Source organism: Pseudomonas sp. zfem001 (genome assembly GCF_032621725.1).
Lineage (GTDB): Bacteria > Pseudomonadota > Gammaproteobacteria > Pseudomonadales > Pseudomonadaceae > Aquipseudomonas > Aquipseudomonas sediminis.
The window spans coordinates 1,599,315-1,617,256 of record NZ_JAVYJI010000001.1; the positions used below are offsets into that span (position 1 = coordinate 1,599,315).

Annotated in this window: 15 protein-coding genes; 10 read left to right on the forward strand and 5 right to left on the reverse strand. The window is 63.2% G+C overall.

All coding sequences use genetic code 11. From position 1 onward, the window contains the following. Positions 1-56 precede the first annotated feature (56 nt). Both RTH74_RS07505 and araD1 read right to left on the reverse strand, forming a co-directional pair. The gene (locus tag RTH74_RS07505) at positions 57-1,640 is read right to left on the reverse strand and encodes an aldehyde dehydrogenase (NADP(+)) (protein ID WP_316914241.1); all 1,584 of its coding nucleotides are present in this window, start codon (positions 1,638-1,640) and stop codon (positions 57-59) included. Positions 1,641-1,846: 206 nt separating this feature from the next. Beyond that, positions 1,847-2,848 carry an AraD1 family protein gene (araD1, locus tag RTH74_RS07510; RefSeq protein ID WP_316914242.1) on the reverse strand — a complete coding sequence of 334 codons (1,002 nt, stop codon included), beginning with the start codon at positions 2,846-2,848 and terminating at the stop codon, positions 1,847-1,849. Between the two features lie 121 nt (positions 2,849-2,969). Here araD1 and RTH74_RS07515 point away from each other — a divergent pair, with 121 nt between their 5' ends. Next, positions 2,970-3,905 (forward strand): LysR family transcriptional regulator, encoded by a 936-nt coding sequence (locus RTH74_RS07515; protein ID WP_021487613.1) that lies wholly within the window; start codon positions 2,970-2,972, stop codon positions 3,903-3,905. Between the two features lie 8 nt (positions 3,906-3,913). On the opposite strand, the gene RTH74_RS07520 is transcribed toward RTH74_RS07515, so the two are convergent. Continuing rightward, the gene (locus tag RTH74_RS07520) at positions 3,914-5,095 is read right to left on the reverse strand and encodes a fumarylacetoacetate hydrolase family protein (RefSeq protein ID WP_316914243.1); all 1,182 of its coding nucleotides are present in this window, start codon (positions 5,093-5,095) and stop codon (positions 3,914-3,916) included. Positions 5,096-5,263: 168 nt separating this feature from the next. Between RTH74_RS07520 and RTH74_RS07525 the strand changes: the two genes are divergently transcribed. The 5 genes from RTH74_RS07525 to RTH74_RS07545 all read left to right on the forward strand — a co-directional run bounded on the left by RTH74_RS07525 (position 5,264) and on the right by RTH74_RS07545 (position 10,453). Then, complete coding sequence (locus RTH74_RS07525; RefSeq protein ID WP_316914244.1) at positions 5,264-6,202, forward strand: LysR family transcriptional regulator; 939 nt, start codon at positions 5,264-5,266, stop codon at positions 6,200-6,202. A gap of 156 nt (positions 6,203-6,358) precedes the next feature. Further along, on the forward strand, positions 6,359-7,345 hold the full coding sequence (locus tag RTH74_RS07530; RefSeq protein ID WP_316914245.1) for a tripartite tricarboxylate transporter substrate binding protein: 987 nt from the start codon (positions 6,359-6,361) through the stop codon (positions 7,343-7,345). Between the two features lie 69 nt (positions 7,346-7,414). After that, the gene (locus RTH74_RS07535; RefSeq protein ID WP_316914246.1) at positions 7,415-7,864 is read left to right on the forward strand and encodes a tripartite tricarboxylate transporter TctB family protein; all 450 of its coding nucleotides are present in this window, start codon (positions 7,415-7,417) and stop codon (positions 7,862-7,864) included. A 10-nt stretch (positions 7,865-7,874) separates the two neighbouring features. Further along, positions 7,875-9,410, forward strand: coding sequence for a tripartite tricarboxylate transporter permease (locus tag RTH74_RS07540; protein WP_316914247.1), 1,536 nt, complete (start codon positions 7,875-7,877; stop codon positions 9,408-9,410). After that, positions 9,407-10,453, forward strand: coding sequence for an Ldh family oxidoreductase (locus tag RTH74_RS07545; protein ID WP_316914248.1), 1,047 nt, complete (start codon positions 9,407-9,409; stop codon positions 10,451-10,453). Before RTH74_RS07540 ends, RTH74_RS07545 begins: the two co-directional genes overlap by 4 nt. Positions 10,454-10,572: 119 nt before the next feature. On the opposite strand, the gene RTH74_RS07550 is transcribed toward RTH74_RS07545, so the two are convergent. Then, complete coding sequence (locus RTH74_RS07550) at positions 10,573-11,544, reverse strand: LysR substrate-binding domain-containing protein (RefSeq protein ID WP_316914249.1); 972 nt, start codon at positions 11,542-11,544, stop codon at positions 10,573-10,575. 186 nt (positions 11,545-11,730) lie between these two features. Here RTH74_RS07550 and RTH74_RS07555 point away from each other — a divergent pair, with 186 nt between their 5' ends. The 4 genes from RTH74_RS07555 to RTH74_RS07570 all read left to right on the forward strand — a co-directional run bounded on the left by RTH74_RS07555 (position 11,731) and on the right by RTH74_RS07570 (position 16,500). Then, positions 11,731-12,756: a TRAP transporter substrate-binding protein gene (locus tag RTH74_RS07555; protein WP_316914250.1), complete on the forward strand. Its 1,026-nt coding sequence runs from the start codon at positions 11,731-11,733 to the stop codon at positions 12,754-12,756. Positions 12,757-12,825: 69 nt separating this feature from the next. Then, a complete protein-coding gene (locus RTH74_RS07560; RefSeq protein ID WP_316914251.1) occupies positions 12,826-13,380 on the forward strand; it encodes a TRAP transporter small permease subunit in 555 nt (184 codons plus the stop codon). A gap of 15 nt (positions 13,381-13,395) precedes the next feature. Then, positions 13,396-14,697: a TRAP transporter large permease gene (locus RTH74_RS07565; protein ID WP_013713415.1), complete on the forward strand. Its 1,302-nt coding sequence runs from the start codon at positions 13,396-13,398 to the stop codon at positions 14,695-14,697. Between the two features lie 66 nt (positions 14,698-14,763). Next, positions 14,764-16,500 carry an IlvD/Edd family dehydratase gene (locus RTH74_RS07570; RefSeq protein WP_316914252.1) on the forward strand — a complete coding sequence of 579 codons (1,737 nt, stop codon included), beginning with the start codon at positions 14,764-14,766 and terminating at the stop codon, positions 16,498-16,500. 176 nt (positions 16,501-16,676) lie between these two features. Here the strand turns inward: RTH74_RS07570 and RTH74_RS07575 are convergent, their stop codons facing one another. Further along, complete coding sequence (locus RTH74_RS07575; protein WP_316914253.1) at positions 16,677-17,882, reverse strand: alpha-hydroxy acid oxidase; 1,206 nt, start codon at positions 17,880-17,882, stop codon at positions 16,677-16,679. Between the last annotated feature and the right edge of the window lie 60 nt (positions 17,883-17,942).

Sequence of the window (17,942 nt, forward strand, 5' to 3'; positions counted from 1 at the left end):
AGAATGAAAAATGCCGCACCCTCACGGGTGCGGCATTTTTCGTTGCAGCGCTCGGATCAGCTCAGCGCGTCACGGCTGTGCACGCCGTCAACCAGACGCTGAATGCCCAGCGGGTTGGCGTTCTGCAGCGCCTCCGGCAGTACCTCGTCCGGGTAGTTCTGGTAGCACACCGGACGCAGGAAGCGGTGGATCGCCAGGGTGCCGACCGAAGTACCACGGGCGTCGGAAGTCGCCGGGTACGGGCCGCCATGGACCATGGAGTCGCAGACTTCCACGCCTGTCGGGTAGCCGTTGAGCAGCACACGGCCGGCTTTGACCTCCAGCAGCGGCAGCAGATCGCGGAAGGCGCTCAGGTCTTCACGCTCGGCGATCAGGGTCGCGGTCAGCTGGCCGTGCATGCTCTGCAGGGCACGGGTCAGCTCGGCGCTGTCGGCGACTTCGACGACGATGGTGGTCGGGCCGAAGACTTCTTCCTGCAGCAGGTGGTCGCCTTCGAGCAGCATGCTCACGTCAGCCTTGAACAGCTGCGGTTGTGCCTGGTTGCCGGCCTGCTCGTTGCCAGCCAGACGGCTGACTTTGGCATGGCCGCTCAACTGCGCCACACCGTTGGCGTAGCTGCGCAGGGTGCCGGCGTTGAGCATGGTCTGCGCCGGTTGCGCGCCGATGGCGTCGGCCAGGCCGGCGACGAAGTCGCTGAACTCGGCGCTGCGAATGCCGATGACCAGGCCCGGGTTGGTGCAGAACTGGCCGCAACCCAGTACCACGGAACCCGCCAGCTCCTTGGCCACGGTGGCGCCACGCGCTTTCAGGGCGCCCGGCAGGACGATCACCGGGTTGACGCTGGACATCTCGGCGAACACCGGGATCGGCTGCGGACGGGCAGCGGCCATGTCGCACAGGGCGCGACCGCCTTTCAGCGAACCGGTGAAGCCGACAGCCTGGATGGCCGGGTGCTTGACCAGGATCTCGCCGACGCCGCCGCCGAAGATCATGTTGAACACGCCCTTGGGCATGCCGGTTTTCTCGGCGGCGCGAATCACTGCGTCAGCCACGCACTCGGCAGTGGCCATGTGGCCGCTGTGCGCCTTGAACACCACCGGGCAACCGGCAGCCAGAGCAGAGGCGGTATCGCCACCAGCGGTGGAGAAGGCCAGCGGGAAGTTGCTGGCGCCGAACACGGCAACCGGGCCAACACCGATCTGGTACTGACGCAGATCCGGGCGCGGCAGCGGCTGGCGATCCGGCAGAGCGCGGTCGATGCGCGCACCGTAGAAGTCACCACGACGCAGCACCTTGGCGAACAGACGCATCTGGCCACTTGTACGACCACGTTCGCCCTGGATGCGGGCAGCCGGCAGTGCGGTTTCACGGGTGACCAGGGCAACGAAGTCATCACCGAGAGCGTCGATCTCGTCGGCGATGGCCTCGAGGAACTCGGCACGGCGCACGGCCGACAGGTTACGGTAGGTCGGATAAGCGGCAGCGGCAGCCTGGGCGGCAGCGTCGACTTCTTCCGGCGTGGCCTGGATGAAGGTGTACGGCAGCGCTTCACCGCTGCTGGCGTCGAGGCTCTTGTGCTCGACGGTGCCGGCGGCGCGGCGCTCACCGCCGATGTAATTGTGGCCAGTCAGACTCAGCATGGTGTACTCCTGTCAGGAGGGACGGCAGCGCCGCCCCGGGACAATGAATGAGGCCTCGACCTTTTGGGTCGAGGGGTGACAACTCTACTGCAGTTGTCAGACATATGATAAGTGATAACTTCGGCATTCGTCCCCTTGTGAGGGCACAATCCGCAATCTGCCGAGCAGAATCGCGGTCCGACAGCCTGCTGCCGGACCGCAAAACCTTATAACTGACGTACCCCGCCGACCTTCACAGCGGGCTGATGCACGCGAATACCGTTGCGCAACGGCTCACCCAGCGCATCGAGGCTGACCTCGAAGGTGTCGCCCGGCTGCGCCTTGATGCCATCGGCGAACGACAGCGTCGCGGTACCGAAGAAGTGCACGTGCACATCGCCGGGACGCAGGAACTGGCGGTACTTGAAGTGGTGGTACTCGAGGTTCTCCAGGCTGTGGCACATGTTGTCCTCGCCGGAGAGGAACTCCTTCTCCCACAGCACCTGGTCGCCACGACGGATGCGGCTGATGCCGGACAGATGACGCGGCAGCTCGCCGATCAGCATTTCCGGACCGAAGGAGCAGAAGCGCAGCTTCGAGTGAGCCAGGTACAGGTAGTTCTTGCGCTCGACCACATGGTCGGAGAACTCGTTGCCGAGGGCGAAGCCGATGCGATACGGCTGGCCATCGTCAGCAATCACGTAGAGGCCGGTCAGCTCGGGCTCCTCACCAAAGTCTTCGGCGAAGTCCGGCACCGGGAAGTCCTCACCGGGGCGAACCACGATGCTGCCGTCACCTTTGTAGAACCACTCCGGCTGTGCGCCTTCGCTGCCTGCAGCCGGGCGACCGCCGGCCATGCCCCACTGGAACATCTGCATGGTGTCGGTAAGCTTGCCTTCGGCCTGCTGCGCCTCGACCTGCTGGTGCATCTTGTCGCGGGTGGCGGCGCTGCCCAGATGGGTCAGGCCAGTGCCGGACACCAGGCAGTGCGCCGGGTCGCTGTGATCCAGCGGAGCCAGCACGCGGCGCTGCTCGATCAGTTCGGCATAGACCGGGCCAGGCTCGACGCCCAGGCGCTCGATCTCGGCAATCAGGCCATGGCCGTTGCGAATCGCCTGCAACGCCAGCTCACGGGTCGTGGCCACGCCCTTGATCACGCTGACGCGCGCTTCGCCGACGACGCCGACCTGACGCTGGCCCTGCTCGTTCTCAAACTGAATCAGCCGCATTGTGCTACTCCTGTTGTTCTTGTGCGTCGCGATTGCGACGTTGCTGGCCGGCACTTTAAAAACTGCCCGCGGTGCTGCCTAATGAAAGCTTCTGATTAGGTGATAACTTTTCGTCATCCCCATGCTGCCACCTCTGACCTACATCGTTTCCCGCCTGCGTATTCGCCAGTTGCGACTGCTGATCGCCCTCGACGAACTGGGCACGCTGCATCGCGCCGCTGAACGCATCGCCATCAGCCAGCCGGGCGCGACCAAGGCGCTGCACGAAATCGAGACGACCTTCGGTACGCCGCTGTTCACCCGCTCCGCACAGGGCCTGCAGGCCAATGACCTGGGCCGCTGCGTGATCCGCTATGCGCGGCTCATCCATTCGGATCTGGCGCACCTGCATGAGGAAATGCAGAGCATCCTGCAAGGCCACGGCGGCCACCTGGCGATAGGCACCATCGCTGGCTCGGTGCCGCTGGTGCTGCGCGCACTCACCAGCCTGCGACAGATGCAACCGGACATCTCCGTGCAGATCGTCGAAGACATCAGCCCGCGCTTGCTCAAGCTGCTCGACGAAGGCCGCCTGGACCTGGCCATTGCCCGCACCAGCGGCAGCCAGCACCCGGACGACTACGAATGCCTGAGCCTGCACGCCGAGCGCCTGGCGCTGGTGGCCGCGCCGCAGCACCCGCAACAGGCCAACCCGGCACTGAGCCTGACCGACCTGAGCGCCTATAGCTGGGTGGTCTACCCGACCGGCACGCCGATGCGCACGGTGCTGGAGCGCGAGTTCGGCGAGGCTGGCCTGGAGTTCCCGCGTTACCCGCTGGAGACCTCCTCGACCTTCACCATGCTCAGCCTGCTGCAGGAAGACCCGCAGCTGGTGGCGGTGATGCCCCACTCCATCGCCTGCTCCAGCGAAGGCTTCGGCCTGCTGCGCCGCCTGCCCCTGGAGCTGCAGGCGCGCAACGAGCCTTGTTCGATCATCCATCGCCGCGGCAGCAGCCTGTCGCCGCTGGCGAGCCTGCTGCTGGAGCACCTGCGTAGCGAGCAGCAGGCGCTGACCTAGAAGCGCGATCAGGCCCGCTGACGGCGGGCCAGGTTGTCGATGAAGGCCAGCAGGCCGAACGTCCAGGGCGCCAGTGCACTGCTGTGCTGCACGCGGTTGTGCAGCGCGCCGAGCTGGCGACTGCTGATGCTGACGTGATCGCCCAGCTTGTGGGTGAAGCCATTGCCAGGCTGGTCGCGATCCTCGGTCGGGGCGAACAGCGTACCCAGGTACAGCAGGAAACCATCGGGGTACTGGTGGTTGGCGTTGAGTGTCTGGCCGACGATATCCAGCGGGTCGCGGCTGATCTGGTTCATGCTGCTGCGGCCCTTGAGCACGAAGCCCTCATCGCCTTCGACGCGCAGATCGACTTCGGAGTTACGCACGTCGTCAATGCTGAAGCTCTGGTCGAACAGGCGAATGAACGGACCGATGGCGCAGGAGCCATTGTTGTCCTTGGCCTTGCTCAGCAGCAGTGCACTGCGGCCCTCGAAATCGCGCAAGTTGACGTCATTGCCGAGGGTCGCGCCGAGCACCTGGCCACGGCTGTTGACCACCAGCACCACTTCTGGCTCGGGGTTGTTCCAGGCAGAACCAGGGTGGATGCCGATATCCATACCGCTGCCAACGGCCGCCAGCACCGGTGCCTTGGTGAAGACCTCGGCATCCGGGCCGATGCCGACCTCCAGGTATTGCGACCACAGTCCCTGTTCCTGCAGCAGTGCCTTCAGGCGCATTGCATTTTCTGAGCCGGGGACGACGCTACGCAGGTTGTCACCAATTACCGCGCGCACCTGGCCGCGGATTTCTTCCGCTCGCTGCGGATCGCCGCCAGCGCGCTCTTCGATCACGCGCTCAAGCATGCTGGCCGCGAAAGTGACGCCTGCCGCTTTGATCACCTGCAGGTCCGCAGGCGCCAGCAGGCTTGGCAAGGCGGTGTTGCGCTCGGTGCCGCTGTTGGCCAGCAGCTCGGCGACACTGCACAGGCGCCGAGCGCGGCAGTCATGCACGCGCATGGCCAGGTTTTCCAGCTCGCACAGGCCGGCCAGGGTGGGCGATAGCGGGCTGAGGTCGAACACGCCATCTTCATGCAACAGCACGGGAACCGGCCCGGCCAGGTCGCCTGGCAGCCAGATGCGTGCGATCAGGGTGCCGGCAAGGCCATCTTCGGGAAGCGTGTTTTCGGGGGTGAGGATCAGGGGGCGGGCCATGGGCGGACTCTTGAATTGTTGTTGGGAGGCGACCGCACGGCACCCCAAATGGATGCCCGGCCGCTGCTGTGCGACCATAGCCAAGCGTTCGTGCACTCGACCAATGACGAATCGTCAACGCCCGATACACACTGGTTATCGCACCGCCTCACAGGGAGTTCCGTAGTCGTGAGCCTGAACAAGCTGCCCACCCTGCATAACTGGCTGCGCCTTCGCCATCTGCAGCTGATAGAAACCCTCGCCGACACCGGCAACATGCACGCCACGGCTCAACAGATGGGGTTGAGTCAGCCTGCAGTGAGCAAGATGCTGCGCGAGATCGAGCAGATGTTCGACTTCGCCCTGTTCGACCGCCAGCCACGCGAGCTGGTGGCCACCGAGCTTGGTCTGACCGTGATCGCCTATGCCCGCCGCACGCTCAACGACTGCCAGCACTTCGCCCAGGAACTCGATACCCTGCGCCAGGGCGGCTATGGCCATCTGCGCGTCGGCGCGATCTTCGCCGCTACCGCCCAGGTCGTACCGAAGACCCTGCTGCAGCTCAAACGCCAGCGCCCGCTGCTGACCATCGAGCTGGTCGAGCACACCAGCGATTACCTGCTGCAGATGCTCCTGCACAAACAGCTGGATCTGGCCATCGGCCGCTTCACCGAACCACGCCAGCAGGAGCATTTCAGCTATCAGGAAGTAGCCAGCGAACCCTTCCTGCTCTGCGCCGACCCGGCTCACCCGCTGGCCCGCGAGGCCACGCCCAGCGCCCGTGACCTGGAACAGTGGCCCTGGGTGGTGTACCCGCCCAATACGCCATTGCGACGGATGATCGAGCAGTCCTTCACCGACGCCGGCATCCAGTTCCCGGTCAACCGAGTGGAGACCGCTTCGGTACAGTCGACCCTGCACCTGCTGCATCACAGCCAGGCGCTGGCACTTCTGCCGGAAGCCATCGTCCTGCAGCAGGTCGCGCTGGGACAGTTGGTTCTGCTGCAACCGCCACTACAGACCCCGTCACTCGGCTATGGCCTGCTGCAACGCAAGGACGAGCCGCTGTCCGCCAACGCCAGGGAGTTCTATGAGGCGCTGCAAAGCGTGCTCGACACCCCCAGATAACTACTCGTTATGGGTTGATTACTAAGCCTCATTAGACAGCCCGCTTTGTCAGACAATAGTGTGCAGGCCATGCCCAACCCTCTGACACGGGCTATCGCGACCGAACGACTGCGGTCACGGCGCGATCACTGACAATAATTTCAATAGGTGACATCCATGCTTTCCAACCAGGTTGGCGCCACGCGCCGCACCCTCAAATCCCTCCTGCTCTCCGCCCTGCTGGTCTCGCCCATGGCCATGGCGGCGTATCCGGACAAGCCTATCCAGTTGATCGTGCCATGGGCTGCCGGCGGTGGCAGCGATGCGGCGGCACGCGGTATCGCGGCGGCGCTGGAGAAGGAACTGGGCGTCACCATCAACGTGGTCAACCGTGCGGGCGGCAACGGTGTGGTCGGGCACAGCGTGATGGCCACCGCCAAGCCGGACGGCTACACGCTGGGCTTCATCACCGGCGAGCTGAACATGATGCATTGGCAGGGGCTGACCAAGCTGACCTACAAGGACTACACCCCGATAGCCATGACCAACTATGACTATCCTGGCGTGCAGGTCGCGGCAGATGCGCCGTACAACAGCGTCGGCGAACTGCTGGAAACCATTCGCAACGAACCCAAGGGCACCATCAAGGCATCAGGCACTGGCCTGGGCGGCATCTGGCACGTGGCTTTCTCCGGCCTGCTGCTGGAGCAGGGCATCGACCCGCAGAAGATCACCTTCGTACCGAGCCAGGGTGCAGCACCGGCCATGGTCGAACTGGCGGCCGGCAGCATCCAGCTGGTGCCGACCTCGGTGCCGGAAGCCCGCTCGATGATCGACGCCGGCAAGGCCAAGGGCCTGGCCATTCTCTCGCCCGAACGCAACCCGGCCTTCCCGGATATCCCGACCCTCAAGGAAAGCCTGGGCAGTGACTACTCCCTCGGCGAATGGCGCGGTATCGCCGGGCCCAAGAACCTGTCGCCGGAAATCGTCGCTACCCTCGAAGCGGCGCTGGAAAAAGCCTACAAGTCCGACATGTATCAGGATTACATGCACAAACTGGGCTTCGGTGCGGAGTGGCGCAACACCGCCGACTTCAATGCCTTCCTCGAGGAAAACAACACCTACATGGGCGGCATCATCGAAAAGATCGGCATGAAGAAGTAAGCCCGACTGTCGATACGGCACTCCTGCGGGGTGCCGTTTGCCTTTACTCGGTTGTATGAGAGCTCCCCCATGAAAGACCTTCTGTTCGGTCTGATCTTCATCGCTCTGGGCCTGGCCGTATGGCTGATGGCCCGCGAGTTTCCGGTCGTGCCCGGCATGCAGTACGGCGCCGACTTTTTCCCCACGCTGATCGCCATCGGCATGGCCGGTGGCGGTGCCGTGCTCAGCTTCAATGCATTGCGCCAGCTGCGCACGGAAGGGGCGGGCAAGACTGCCGGATTCAGCCTGCCATCAATGGCTGTGCTACTGCCTTGCGCATCGGTCGTGGCTTACATCTACCTCAGCGAAGTCATCGGCGCCGCTCCGATGATGCTGTTGATCATGCTGACGCTACTGATCCAGCGTGGCGTACGCCTGATGCCATCTCTGGTCATCAGCTGCGTGGCCACGGCGGTCATCAGCCTCTCCTTCGGTCACCTGCTCAAAGTTCCGTTGCCCGTCGGGCCCCTAGGTTTCTGAGGAGCCAACCATGAACGAGTTACTCGACGGCATTCTGCTCGTCTTCAATTTCCAGACGCTGCTGGTGATCCTGCTGGCCGCTCTGTTCGGTGTTTTCGTCGGCGCCATTCCGGGCCTGTCCGCCACCATGGCGGTCGCGCTGCTGGTCCCGATCACCTTCGCCATGGACCCGACCGCTGCGATCGCGGCAATCATCACCACCGCAGCCATGGCCATCTTCGCCGGCGACATTCCCGGCACCTACCTGAACATTCCGGGCACACCGGCCTCCGCCGCCTACGTGGCTGACTCGGCTGCACTGGGCCGTGCCGGGCGTGCGCGTGAGGCGCTGGGCCTGAACGTCACCTGCTCGGTGATCGGCGGCCTGACCGGCACACTGGTGCTGGTGATGATCGCCCCGTCGCTGGCGGAGTTCGCGCTGAACTTCAGTTCCTTCGAATACTTCTGGCTGGCCGTGCTCGGCCTGGGCAGCGCGGTGTTCATCTCCACCGGTTCGGCGGTAAAAGGCTTTCTGTCGTTGATGGTCGGCCTGCTGCTGGCCACGGTCGGCCTGGACATGGTCACCGGCGCGCCGCGCTTCACCTTCGATGCGCCCGACTTGATGGGGGGCATCAACTTCATCCCGGTGATGATTGGTTTCTTCGCCATGTACGAGGTGATGAAGCTCTATTCCATCCCCCGCGACAAGGCCAACGGGCAGGATGCGACGCAAACCATCGCGCCCCAGCACGGCAGCGTCTTCGGCATGGTGCCGACGCACCTCAAACGCTACTGGAAGAACGTGATCCGCGGTAGCAGCCTGGGCGCCTTCATCGGTGCATTGCCTGGCGCCGGCGCCGATATCGCGGCATGGATCTGCTACGCCGTAAGCAAGAAGCGTTCGAAAACCCCTGAAGCCTACGGCAAGGGCCATGTCGAAGGCCTGGTGGACGCGGGCTCGGCGAACAACGCTGCAGTAGCCGGTGCCTGGGTACCGGCGCTGGTATTCGGCATCCCCGGGGACTCGATCACCGCCATCGTCATTGGCGTGCTGTACATGAAGGGCATGAACCCAGGGCCGACCATCTTCATGGACAACAGTGCCATGGCCTACGGTCTGTTCACCGCCTTCTTCGTCGCCAATCTGATCCTGATCCCCATCGGCTACCTGGCGATTCGCAGCGCGCATATCTTTGCCGTAACGCCGACACGCGTGCTGATGCCGATCATCCTGTGCTTCTGCATCGTCGGTGCCTTCGCCATCAACAACAGCCTGACCGATGTATGGATCATGCTGGTCTGCGGCATCGTCGCCTACCTGATCGCAACCGCTGATTTCCCCATCGCCCCGGCAATTCTCGGCCTGGTGCTGGGCAACATTCTCGAAACCAACTTCATGACCTCGATGATCAAGGCCGACGGCAACCTGCTGGCCTTCGTCGAGCGTCCGATCAGCATCGGCCTGGCCCTGCTGGTACTGCTGGTGGCCCTGTTCCCGGTACTCGCCAAGTACTGGCGCATGCGCTACCCACGCGCCCTGCCCTCGCCCAAGGAAGCTATCGAATGAGCCGCATCGCCCCTGAACAGCTGGAACACTTCATCCAACAACTCTTTCTCGGCGCTGACGTCAGCCCCGAGGTCGCCAGCGTGGTCAGCCGCGTGCTGGTCGAAGGTGACCTGCTCGGTCATCACACCCACGGTGTGAAACTGGCCCAGGGCTACCTCAAGGATTTGCGCAGCGGCCAGGCCAAAGGTAACGCCGACAGCCTGCAGATCATCCGCCAGACACCGGCGGCACGGCTCTACGACGCCGACTACCTGCTCGGCCCCTACTGCGTCGAGCAAGCACTGGACTTCACCGCCCAAGCCGCCCGCACCTTCGGTATCGGTGTGGCGACCATTCGCCGCTCGCACCATATCGCCTGCCTGGCTGCGTACCTGCAACGCTACACCGAGCAGGATCTGATCCCGCTGGTGTTGACCTCCGACCCGGCCGTGGCCTCGGTGGCGCCGCACGGCGGCCTCGACCCGGTATACACGCCCAACCCGCTGGGCATCGGCATTCCCACCGGCGAGAAGCCGATCCTCATCGACGTCAGCATGTCGACCATCACCAATGGTCTGGTGAACAAGACCCACCAGGCCGGCGGCCAGCTGGAACACGCCGCGCTGATCGGCCAGAACGGCCAGCCGACCCGTGACACGGCGGCCTATTTCGGCACGCCGCCGGGCGCGATCCTGCCGCTGGGCAGCCTGGAGTTCGGCCACAAGGGCTTCGCCCTCGGCACCATGGTCGAGGCGCTGACTGCCGGCCTGGGTGGCTTCGGCCGCAAGGACGGGGTCAAGCAATGGGGCGCTGCGGTGACCGTGCTGACCTTCGACCCAGCGTTCTTCGGTGGCGTCGAGGAACTGAAAGCGGAGATGGATCACTTCGTCGGTGCATGCCTGGAAAGCCGCCCGCGCGTGGCGCAAAACCCGGTGCGCATGCCGGGTCACGCCGGCATCGCGCGCCGCGCCAAAGCCTTCGAGCAAGGGCTGGAGTTGCCAGACGATGTGCTGGCAGCGCTGCGTGGGGCAGCAAGCGAAGCCGGTTGCGAATACCCCTTCTGATAGTGCGCAGCGTGCTCGGATAGGCTCAGCGACACGTGGCAGTAACCGGGACGTAGAGGGCCCAGCTCTCGTCCCGGAAATCCCCCCAGCACGCACATCGTGAACAGTGGACGAGCAATTCAGACTGCCGACCGCTCCACCGTCGGCAACAGCTGCGCGCTCTCGCGCAACAACGCCAGCACGCTCCTGGCAGCAGGAGACAGCAGCTCCTCGTTCTTGGTGATGATGCCGTAGGCCATCAGGTTGCGATTGAGGTCCTCCTCTATTCCAGCATCCAGTTCGGCGATCGCCAGCATGCCGTAGCGTGCGTAGTGCGCCACCACTTCGCGCGGCAGCACGGTCAGCATGTCGTTCTGCTCCAGCAGCGTGGTCACCATCAACAGGTTTTCGGCATTCACCACCTTGCTCGGCGGATACATGCCGACGTGCTGGAAGAGAGCATCGAACTCATGCCGCAGCACACTACCCGACGGCGGCAGCACCCAATCGGCAGCGTGCAGGTCCTCGCGCGACAGTACATGGTTGATCAGTCCTGCCCGCGCACAGACGCACAGTGGTTCCTTGTACAAGGGCTCAAAGCACATGCCGGTCTGGGCACTGTCGGCAAAGAAGCGCGCAACCAGGAAATCCAGCTCACCATCGTTAAGGATCGCCATCAGATCGAGGCTCGACCCGGTACGAATACTCAACTCAAGATTCGGATGGTTCTGTTTGACTCGTCGCGTCAGCTCCGGAAGCAGCTCGGCACAGGGGGTGAGGATGGTGCCGATGCGCACATGCCCGCGTTGCCCACCGCGCATCGCACAGACTTCATCGAAGGCATCCTCGAGGCTGGTCTGGATTCTCCGTGCATGACGGATCATCGCCTCGCCATAGAGCGTCGGCACCACGCCACGGGCATGTCGCTCGAACAGCGCCACTTCCAGGCCATCCTCGAGCTCCTTGAGCAGCTTGGAGATGGCCGGCTGGGAGATACCCAGACCTTCGGCGGCACGATTTAGGTTGCCGGTATCACCCAGCGCCACCAACAGGGGAATGTGCCGGCTCTTCAGCCGGGCCCGGACAAACCAACTGCTATTGAGAGGTTTCATAAAGAATCAGGTATATCCATTTGGATATGTAGAAGGCGCAATTACATATTTGTTGATGATCCCTCGTCTGTCTACTCTCTACCCTCAGAATTACAGATGTCGCACTGCCCGTCTGTTTTCTGCCGAGGCTCTATCGCGGGCCTATGCGCTAGAAAATGCCCTTATAAAAATAACCGGAGAGGCACCATGAAACTCACTGCAACCCCTTACCGCCTAAGCAAGGGCCTCGCCGCCCTGGCTTTGATCCTGAGTTCGACCACCGCACTGGCGAAAGAGGAATGGAAGTTCCAGATCAACGTCAATGCCGGCGATGACGAATTCCGCATCGCCCAGGAATGGGCCAAGAGCGTCGGCGAAAAGACCAACGGCGAAATCCTCATCGAGGTGATGCCAACCGGCACCATCGTTGGCAATAACGAGACCCTGGACGCAGTCGGCGCCGGCATCATCCAGGGCCACATCACCGACCCCGGCTACTTCTCCGGCAAGAATCCGGCCTTCGCCGTCTACGGCAACATGGTCGGTGCCTGGAGCGATACCTCGACTTTCCTCGACTACATGCGCAACGGCGGTGAGGACGGTTACAACCGCCTGGTCGAGCCCTACAACGTGCACTTGATCCGCGCCGGCGCCGTCGGCGTCGAGTCGCTGATCACCAAGCGGCGCATCGAAAAACTCGACGACTTCAAGGGCCTCAAGGTCCGGGCCCCGGAAGGCATGGTCTCGAACGCCTTCAAGCTGATCGGCGCAGCACCGGTGAACCTGCCGACCTCCGAGGTCTACACGGCCCTGGAAAAGGGCGTGATCGATGCCGCCGACTACACCGTGTTCGCCACCAACTATCAGCAGGGCTACCACAAGTACGCTCCTTTCGCGATTTACCCCGGCTTCCATTCGATGCCGATGAAGGACATCTCCATCAACAAGGCCACCTGGGATGGGCTCAGCGACGAGCAGAAGCGCATTCTCGAAGAGTCGGTGGACGCCTTCACCGCCCAGTTGATCGGAGACCTGCAGACCAAGGACGAAGAGCAGGTGGCAATCGCCAAGCAGAAAGGCGACGTGACCCTGACCACGCTCACCGCCGAAGAGCTGAAGAAATTCCGCCAGATTGCCCGCGCCGAGTGGAGCGCCTGGCGTGATCGCAGCCCTGAGGCCAAGGAAGCCGTCGACTCGATCCAGGCCTACTTGCAGAGCAAAGGCCTGCTCTGACGCCCCTCTCCAAACCACACTCAGAGCACACAGCCCCGGCTACGGTCGGGGCTGACGAGGAGCTTTACAGTGAAACTGCCGCAATCACCGAGCGACGGTCCTCTTTCCGTCACAGAACCCGTACCTGGCCAGAACCGCTTCGACCAGATCATCCAGCGTATCGGTCAGGCTGTCGCCTGGCTGGTGTTCGTCGCCATGCTGGTCAGTGTTTATGAAGTGATCATGCGCTATGGATTCAATGCCCCCACGGAATGGGCTCACGAGACCACCATGTTCCTGGTCGCGACCATCTTCGCCCTGGGCGGACCCTATGCGCTGGCGACCAACAGGCATATCCAGATTCGTATCCTGCTCGATCGTCTTTCGCCGCAAAAACGCTCCTGGCTGGATCTGCTGAACCTGGTCCTGGGCATTCTCTTCTGCCTGGCCCTTGGCTACGCCGCCTGGATTCTGGCTTTCAACGCCACCCATGCACCGGACGGCAGCTGGCGCCTGGAAACCTCAGGCTCCTCCTGGAACCCGCCGTTACCCGCCTTCATCAAGATCATCATCCTGGTCTCGATTGCCCTCATGGCGCTGCAGCAGGTCGTACGCATCAGCCAGCACTGGCGCAAGAACCCATGACCCCGGAATCGCGCCATGAGCATTGAAATCGCAACTTATCTGATCATTTTTGCCATCTTCGGCCTGCTGATACTGGGTCTGCCCCTGGCCTATGTCACCGGCCTAGTGGCGGCAATCTTTACCCTGGGCTGGTTCGGCCCAATGGCCGTTCCCCTGGTCGCCAGTCGCATGTTCGGCTTCATCACCGAATACTCCCTGGTCGCCGTTCCCATGTTCGTCTTCATGGCCGGGTTGCTCGACCGCTCCGGCCTGGCCCGGGACCTGTTCAACTCGATGCGTTTCTTCGCGGGCCGTCTGCCCGGCGGGGTCGCGGTACAGACGTTGGTCGTGGCGTTCTTCCTGGCCGCCATCTCCGGAATCATCGGCGGTGAGATCGTCCTGCTAGGCCTGCTGGCACTGCCGCAGATGCTGCGCCTGGGTTACGACAAACGCATCGCCATCGGTGTCGTGTGCGCAGGTGGCTCCCTCGGCACCATGGTGCCGCCATCGATCGTGTTGATCATCTACGGTCTAATCGCCAGCGTCTCGATCGCCGATCTGTTCAAGGCTGCGGTAGTGCCGGCGTTTCTGCTGATGGGCTGCTACATGATTTACGTGGTGGTGATGTGTACGCGCTATCCGCAGATGGGCGGCGCCAATCTCGAACAGGATAGTCATACCCCGCGCCTCACGGTCGCCGAGGCTTTCAGCGGCATGTTCTACCCAGTGGCCATTGCCGGTCTGGTACTCGGCAGCATCTACGGCGGCATCGCCTCGGTCACCGAGGCCGCGGCTATGGGTGCGCTGGGCGTACTGCTTGCGGTGATCGTGCGCGGTGAGTTCAGCGTCAAATTGCTTCAGGGCAGCCTGACCCAAACGCTGGAAACCTGCGGAATGATCGTCTGGATAGGCATCGGTGCAGCCTGCCTTGTCGGGGTCTACAACCTGATGGGCGGCAACCGCTTCGTCTCCTCGGCGATCACCGGCCTGGATGTAGCGCCCTTCGTCATCATCCTGGTGATGATGCTGATTTTCCTGGTGCTGGGCATGATCCTCGACTGGATCGGCATCGCCATGCTCTGCCTGCCGATCTTCGTGCCGATTGTCGTGCAACTCGGCTACGACCCGGTGTGGTTCGGCATCCTCTTCGCCGTGAGCATGCAGGTGTCGTACATCTCGCCCCCCTTCGGCCCAGCAGCCTTCTACCTGAAAAGCGTGGCCCCACCGGACATCAGCCTCACCGACATCTTCAGGTCGATGGTGCCTTTCATCTTCATCCAGCTGTTCGTCCTCGGCCTGTTGCTTTACATGCCGGCGCTCTCGACCTGGCTGCTGTAACCCTTCCCCTTTTCGATCAACCCGAAAGGCCCTGAGCGGCCTTTCGCACCCTGGCAGGTTTTTCTCATGACAGACAAACGCCCCCTCCGCTCCGCCCAGTGGTTCGGCAGCGCCGACAAGAATGGCTTCATGTACCGCAGCTGGATGAAGAACCAGGGCATTCCGGACCATGAGTTTCAGGGCAAGCCGATCATCGGCATCTGCAATACCTGGTCCGAACTGACCCCCTGCAATGCACACTTTCGCAAGATCGCCGAGCACGTCAAACAGGGCGTACTCGAAGCCGGTGGCTATCCTCTGGAGTTCCCGGTGTTCTCCAACGGGGAGTCGAACCTGCGCCCAACCGCCATGCTCACCCGCAACCTGGCCAGCATGGATGTCGAGGAAGCGATCCGGGGCAACCCGATAGACGCCGTGGTCCTGCTGACCGGTTGCGACAAGACCACGCCGGCCCTGTTGATGGGTGCAGCGAGCTGCGACGTCCCGGCCATCGTCGTAACCGGCGGTCCCATGCTCAATGGCAAACATCAGGGCAAGGACATCGGTTCCGGCACGGTAGTCTGGCAGCTCAGCGAAGAGGTCAAGGCCGGCAAGATCTCGATCCATGACTTCATGGCCGCCGAGGCGGGCATGTCGCGCTCGGCGGGCACCTGCAACACCATGGGCACGGCCTCGACCATGGCCTGCATGGCTGAAGCCCTGGGTACCTCGCTGCCGCACAACGCGGCCATTCCCGCGGTCGACTCGCGACGCTATGTGCTGGCTCACCTGTCGGGCATGCGCATCGTCGAAATGGTCCATGAAGACCTGCGCCTGTCGAAGATTCTGACTCGCGAAGCATTCGAGAACGCGATCCGGCTCAATGCTGCAATCGGTGGCTCGACCAACGCGGTGATTCACCTCAAGGCCATCGCCGGGCGTATGGGCGTCGAGCTGGAACTGGACGACTGGACCCGCGTGGGGCGTGGCACGCCGACCATCGTCGACCTGCAGCCTTCCGGCCGCTTCCTGATGGAGGAGTTCTACTACGCCGGCGGCCTGCCTGCCGTCATTCGCCGACTCGGCGAGAACGGCCTGCTGCCCAACCCGCAGGCGCTGACGGCCAATGGCAAGAACCTGTGGGAAAACTGCAAGGATGCGCCGATCTATGGCGACGATGAGGTGATCCGTCAGCTCGACAATCCATTGCGCGCCGATGGCGGTATCTGTGTGCTGCGCGGCAACCTCGCGCCCAAGGGAGCGGTGCTGAAACCCTCGGCAGCGAGCCCGGAACTGATGCAACACCGTGGCCGCGCGGTGGTCTTCGAGGACTTCGACGACTACAAAGCGCGCATCAATGACCCACAACTGGACGTCGATGAAACCTGCGTTCTGGTCATGAAGAACTGTGGCCCCAAGGGTTATCCGGGCATGGCGGAAGTCGGCAACATGGGCCTACCACCCAAGGTTCTGGCCAAGGGCATCACCGACATGGTGCGTATCTCCGATGCCCGTATGAGCGGAACCGCCTATGGCACCGTGGTGCTGCACGTAGCTCCGGAGGCTGCGGCTGGAGGCCCGTTGGCAGTCGTACGCAACGGTGACTTCATCGAGCTCGATTGCGCCGACGGGCGTCTGCATCTGGACATCCCCGAAGCGGAATTGCAGGCGCGCCTGGCGGCCTGGCAACAACCACAGGGCCTGCTCTGGGACGGTGGCTACCGCCGCCTCTACGTCGACCATGTGCTACAGGCCGACGAAGGCTGCGATTTCGACTTTCTGGTTGGCTGCCGCGGCTCAGCCGTGCCGCGACATTCGCACTGAGTCGATCCAGCCTCGCGGCAAGCGAAGCGCGTGCAAATCCGGCCTCGCGAAAGTGGGGTCGGGAAACACTTCGGTTTATACAGGTATGAAGAAGGGCGCCTCGGCGCCCTTCTTCGTGTTGGAATAAAAAACTGCCTCGTACCTGCAGATGTGGGGAGTACGAGGCAGTTGGGAAACTAGTTGCGAATCCGCTCAGCCAGGGCGCGCCAATGCGCCGAGTGGATCAGGTCTGGGGTGAGTTCCTCCAGGCTGCTGCAGCCGAGCAGGCCCAGGGTGCGATCCAGTTCTGTACGCAGAATCTCGAGCGCGTGCGCGGCGCCTGGGCCCTTGCCCGCGGCCAGTCCGTATAGGCCGGCGCGGCCGATCAGCACGCCGCTGGCGCCCAGCAGCAGCGCCTTGGCGATGTCGCTGCCACGACGGAAACCACCATCGAGGAAAATCTCCATCCGTCCCTGGTTGATGCGCGCCACCTCCGGCAGCGTCTCCAGCGCCGACACCGCACCATCGAGCTGGCGCCCGCCATGATTGGACAGCACCACGCCGTCGACGCCGTACTGCAGCGCCAGACGTGCGTCATCCGGGTGGATCATGCCTTTGACGATCAGCTTGCCGTGCCAGATATCACGCAACCAGGCGATGTCATCCCAGCTCAGGGTCGGGTCAAGTTCGGCGGCCAGTGCGCTGGCGGCGCCTTTCACCGAATCCTTGCCGGGCGGTAGCAAGTCACCGAGGTTGCGAAAGCGCGGCACGCCGTCGGGCACCAGCACGTCCCAGATCCACTCGGGGTGACGCAGCACATCGAGGCGGTTGCGCAGGTCCAAGTGCAACGGTTTGGCGTAGTTGCGCTTGTCCCACTCGCGATTGCCGAAAATAGCGCTGTCGGTGGTTACCATGATGGCTTCCAGGTTCAGCCGTTTCACCCGCTCGACCAGCTTGGCCACGTGGTCACGGGTGCGATACAGGTAGATCTGCATCCAGGCGCGGATGCCGTCGACAGCGGCGATGTCCTCGATGGAGGTGGTCGAAGCATTGCTCAGCACGAAGGGAATGCCGGCGCCTGCAGCGGCGCGCGCCAGGTGCAGGTCGCCGTCACGAGTCAGCAGGCCGTTGAAGCCGGTCGGGCCGACCATGAACGGCAACTGCGAGGCGCGGCCGAAGAAACTGCGCTCCAGGCTGCGCTGACCGACGTCACGCAAGGTGCGCGGTTGCAGGGTCACGCTCTCGAAGATCGTGCGGTTGCGATTGAGGGTGAACTCATCGTCCGCCCCGCCTTCGACGTACTCGAAGGAGAAATTGGGCAGACGGCGACGAGCCATCTCGCGCAGCTCTTCGATGTTCTGCGCACGACGAAAATCGCGCCCCGGATAAAGGCGTCGTTGCATAGTCTGGTCTCTGTACTCGCGAATGACGGGCGGCCGCTGACCGCCCTGCTTTCAGGCAGT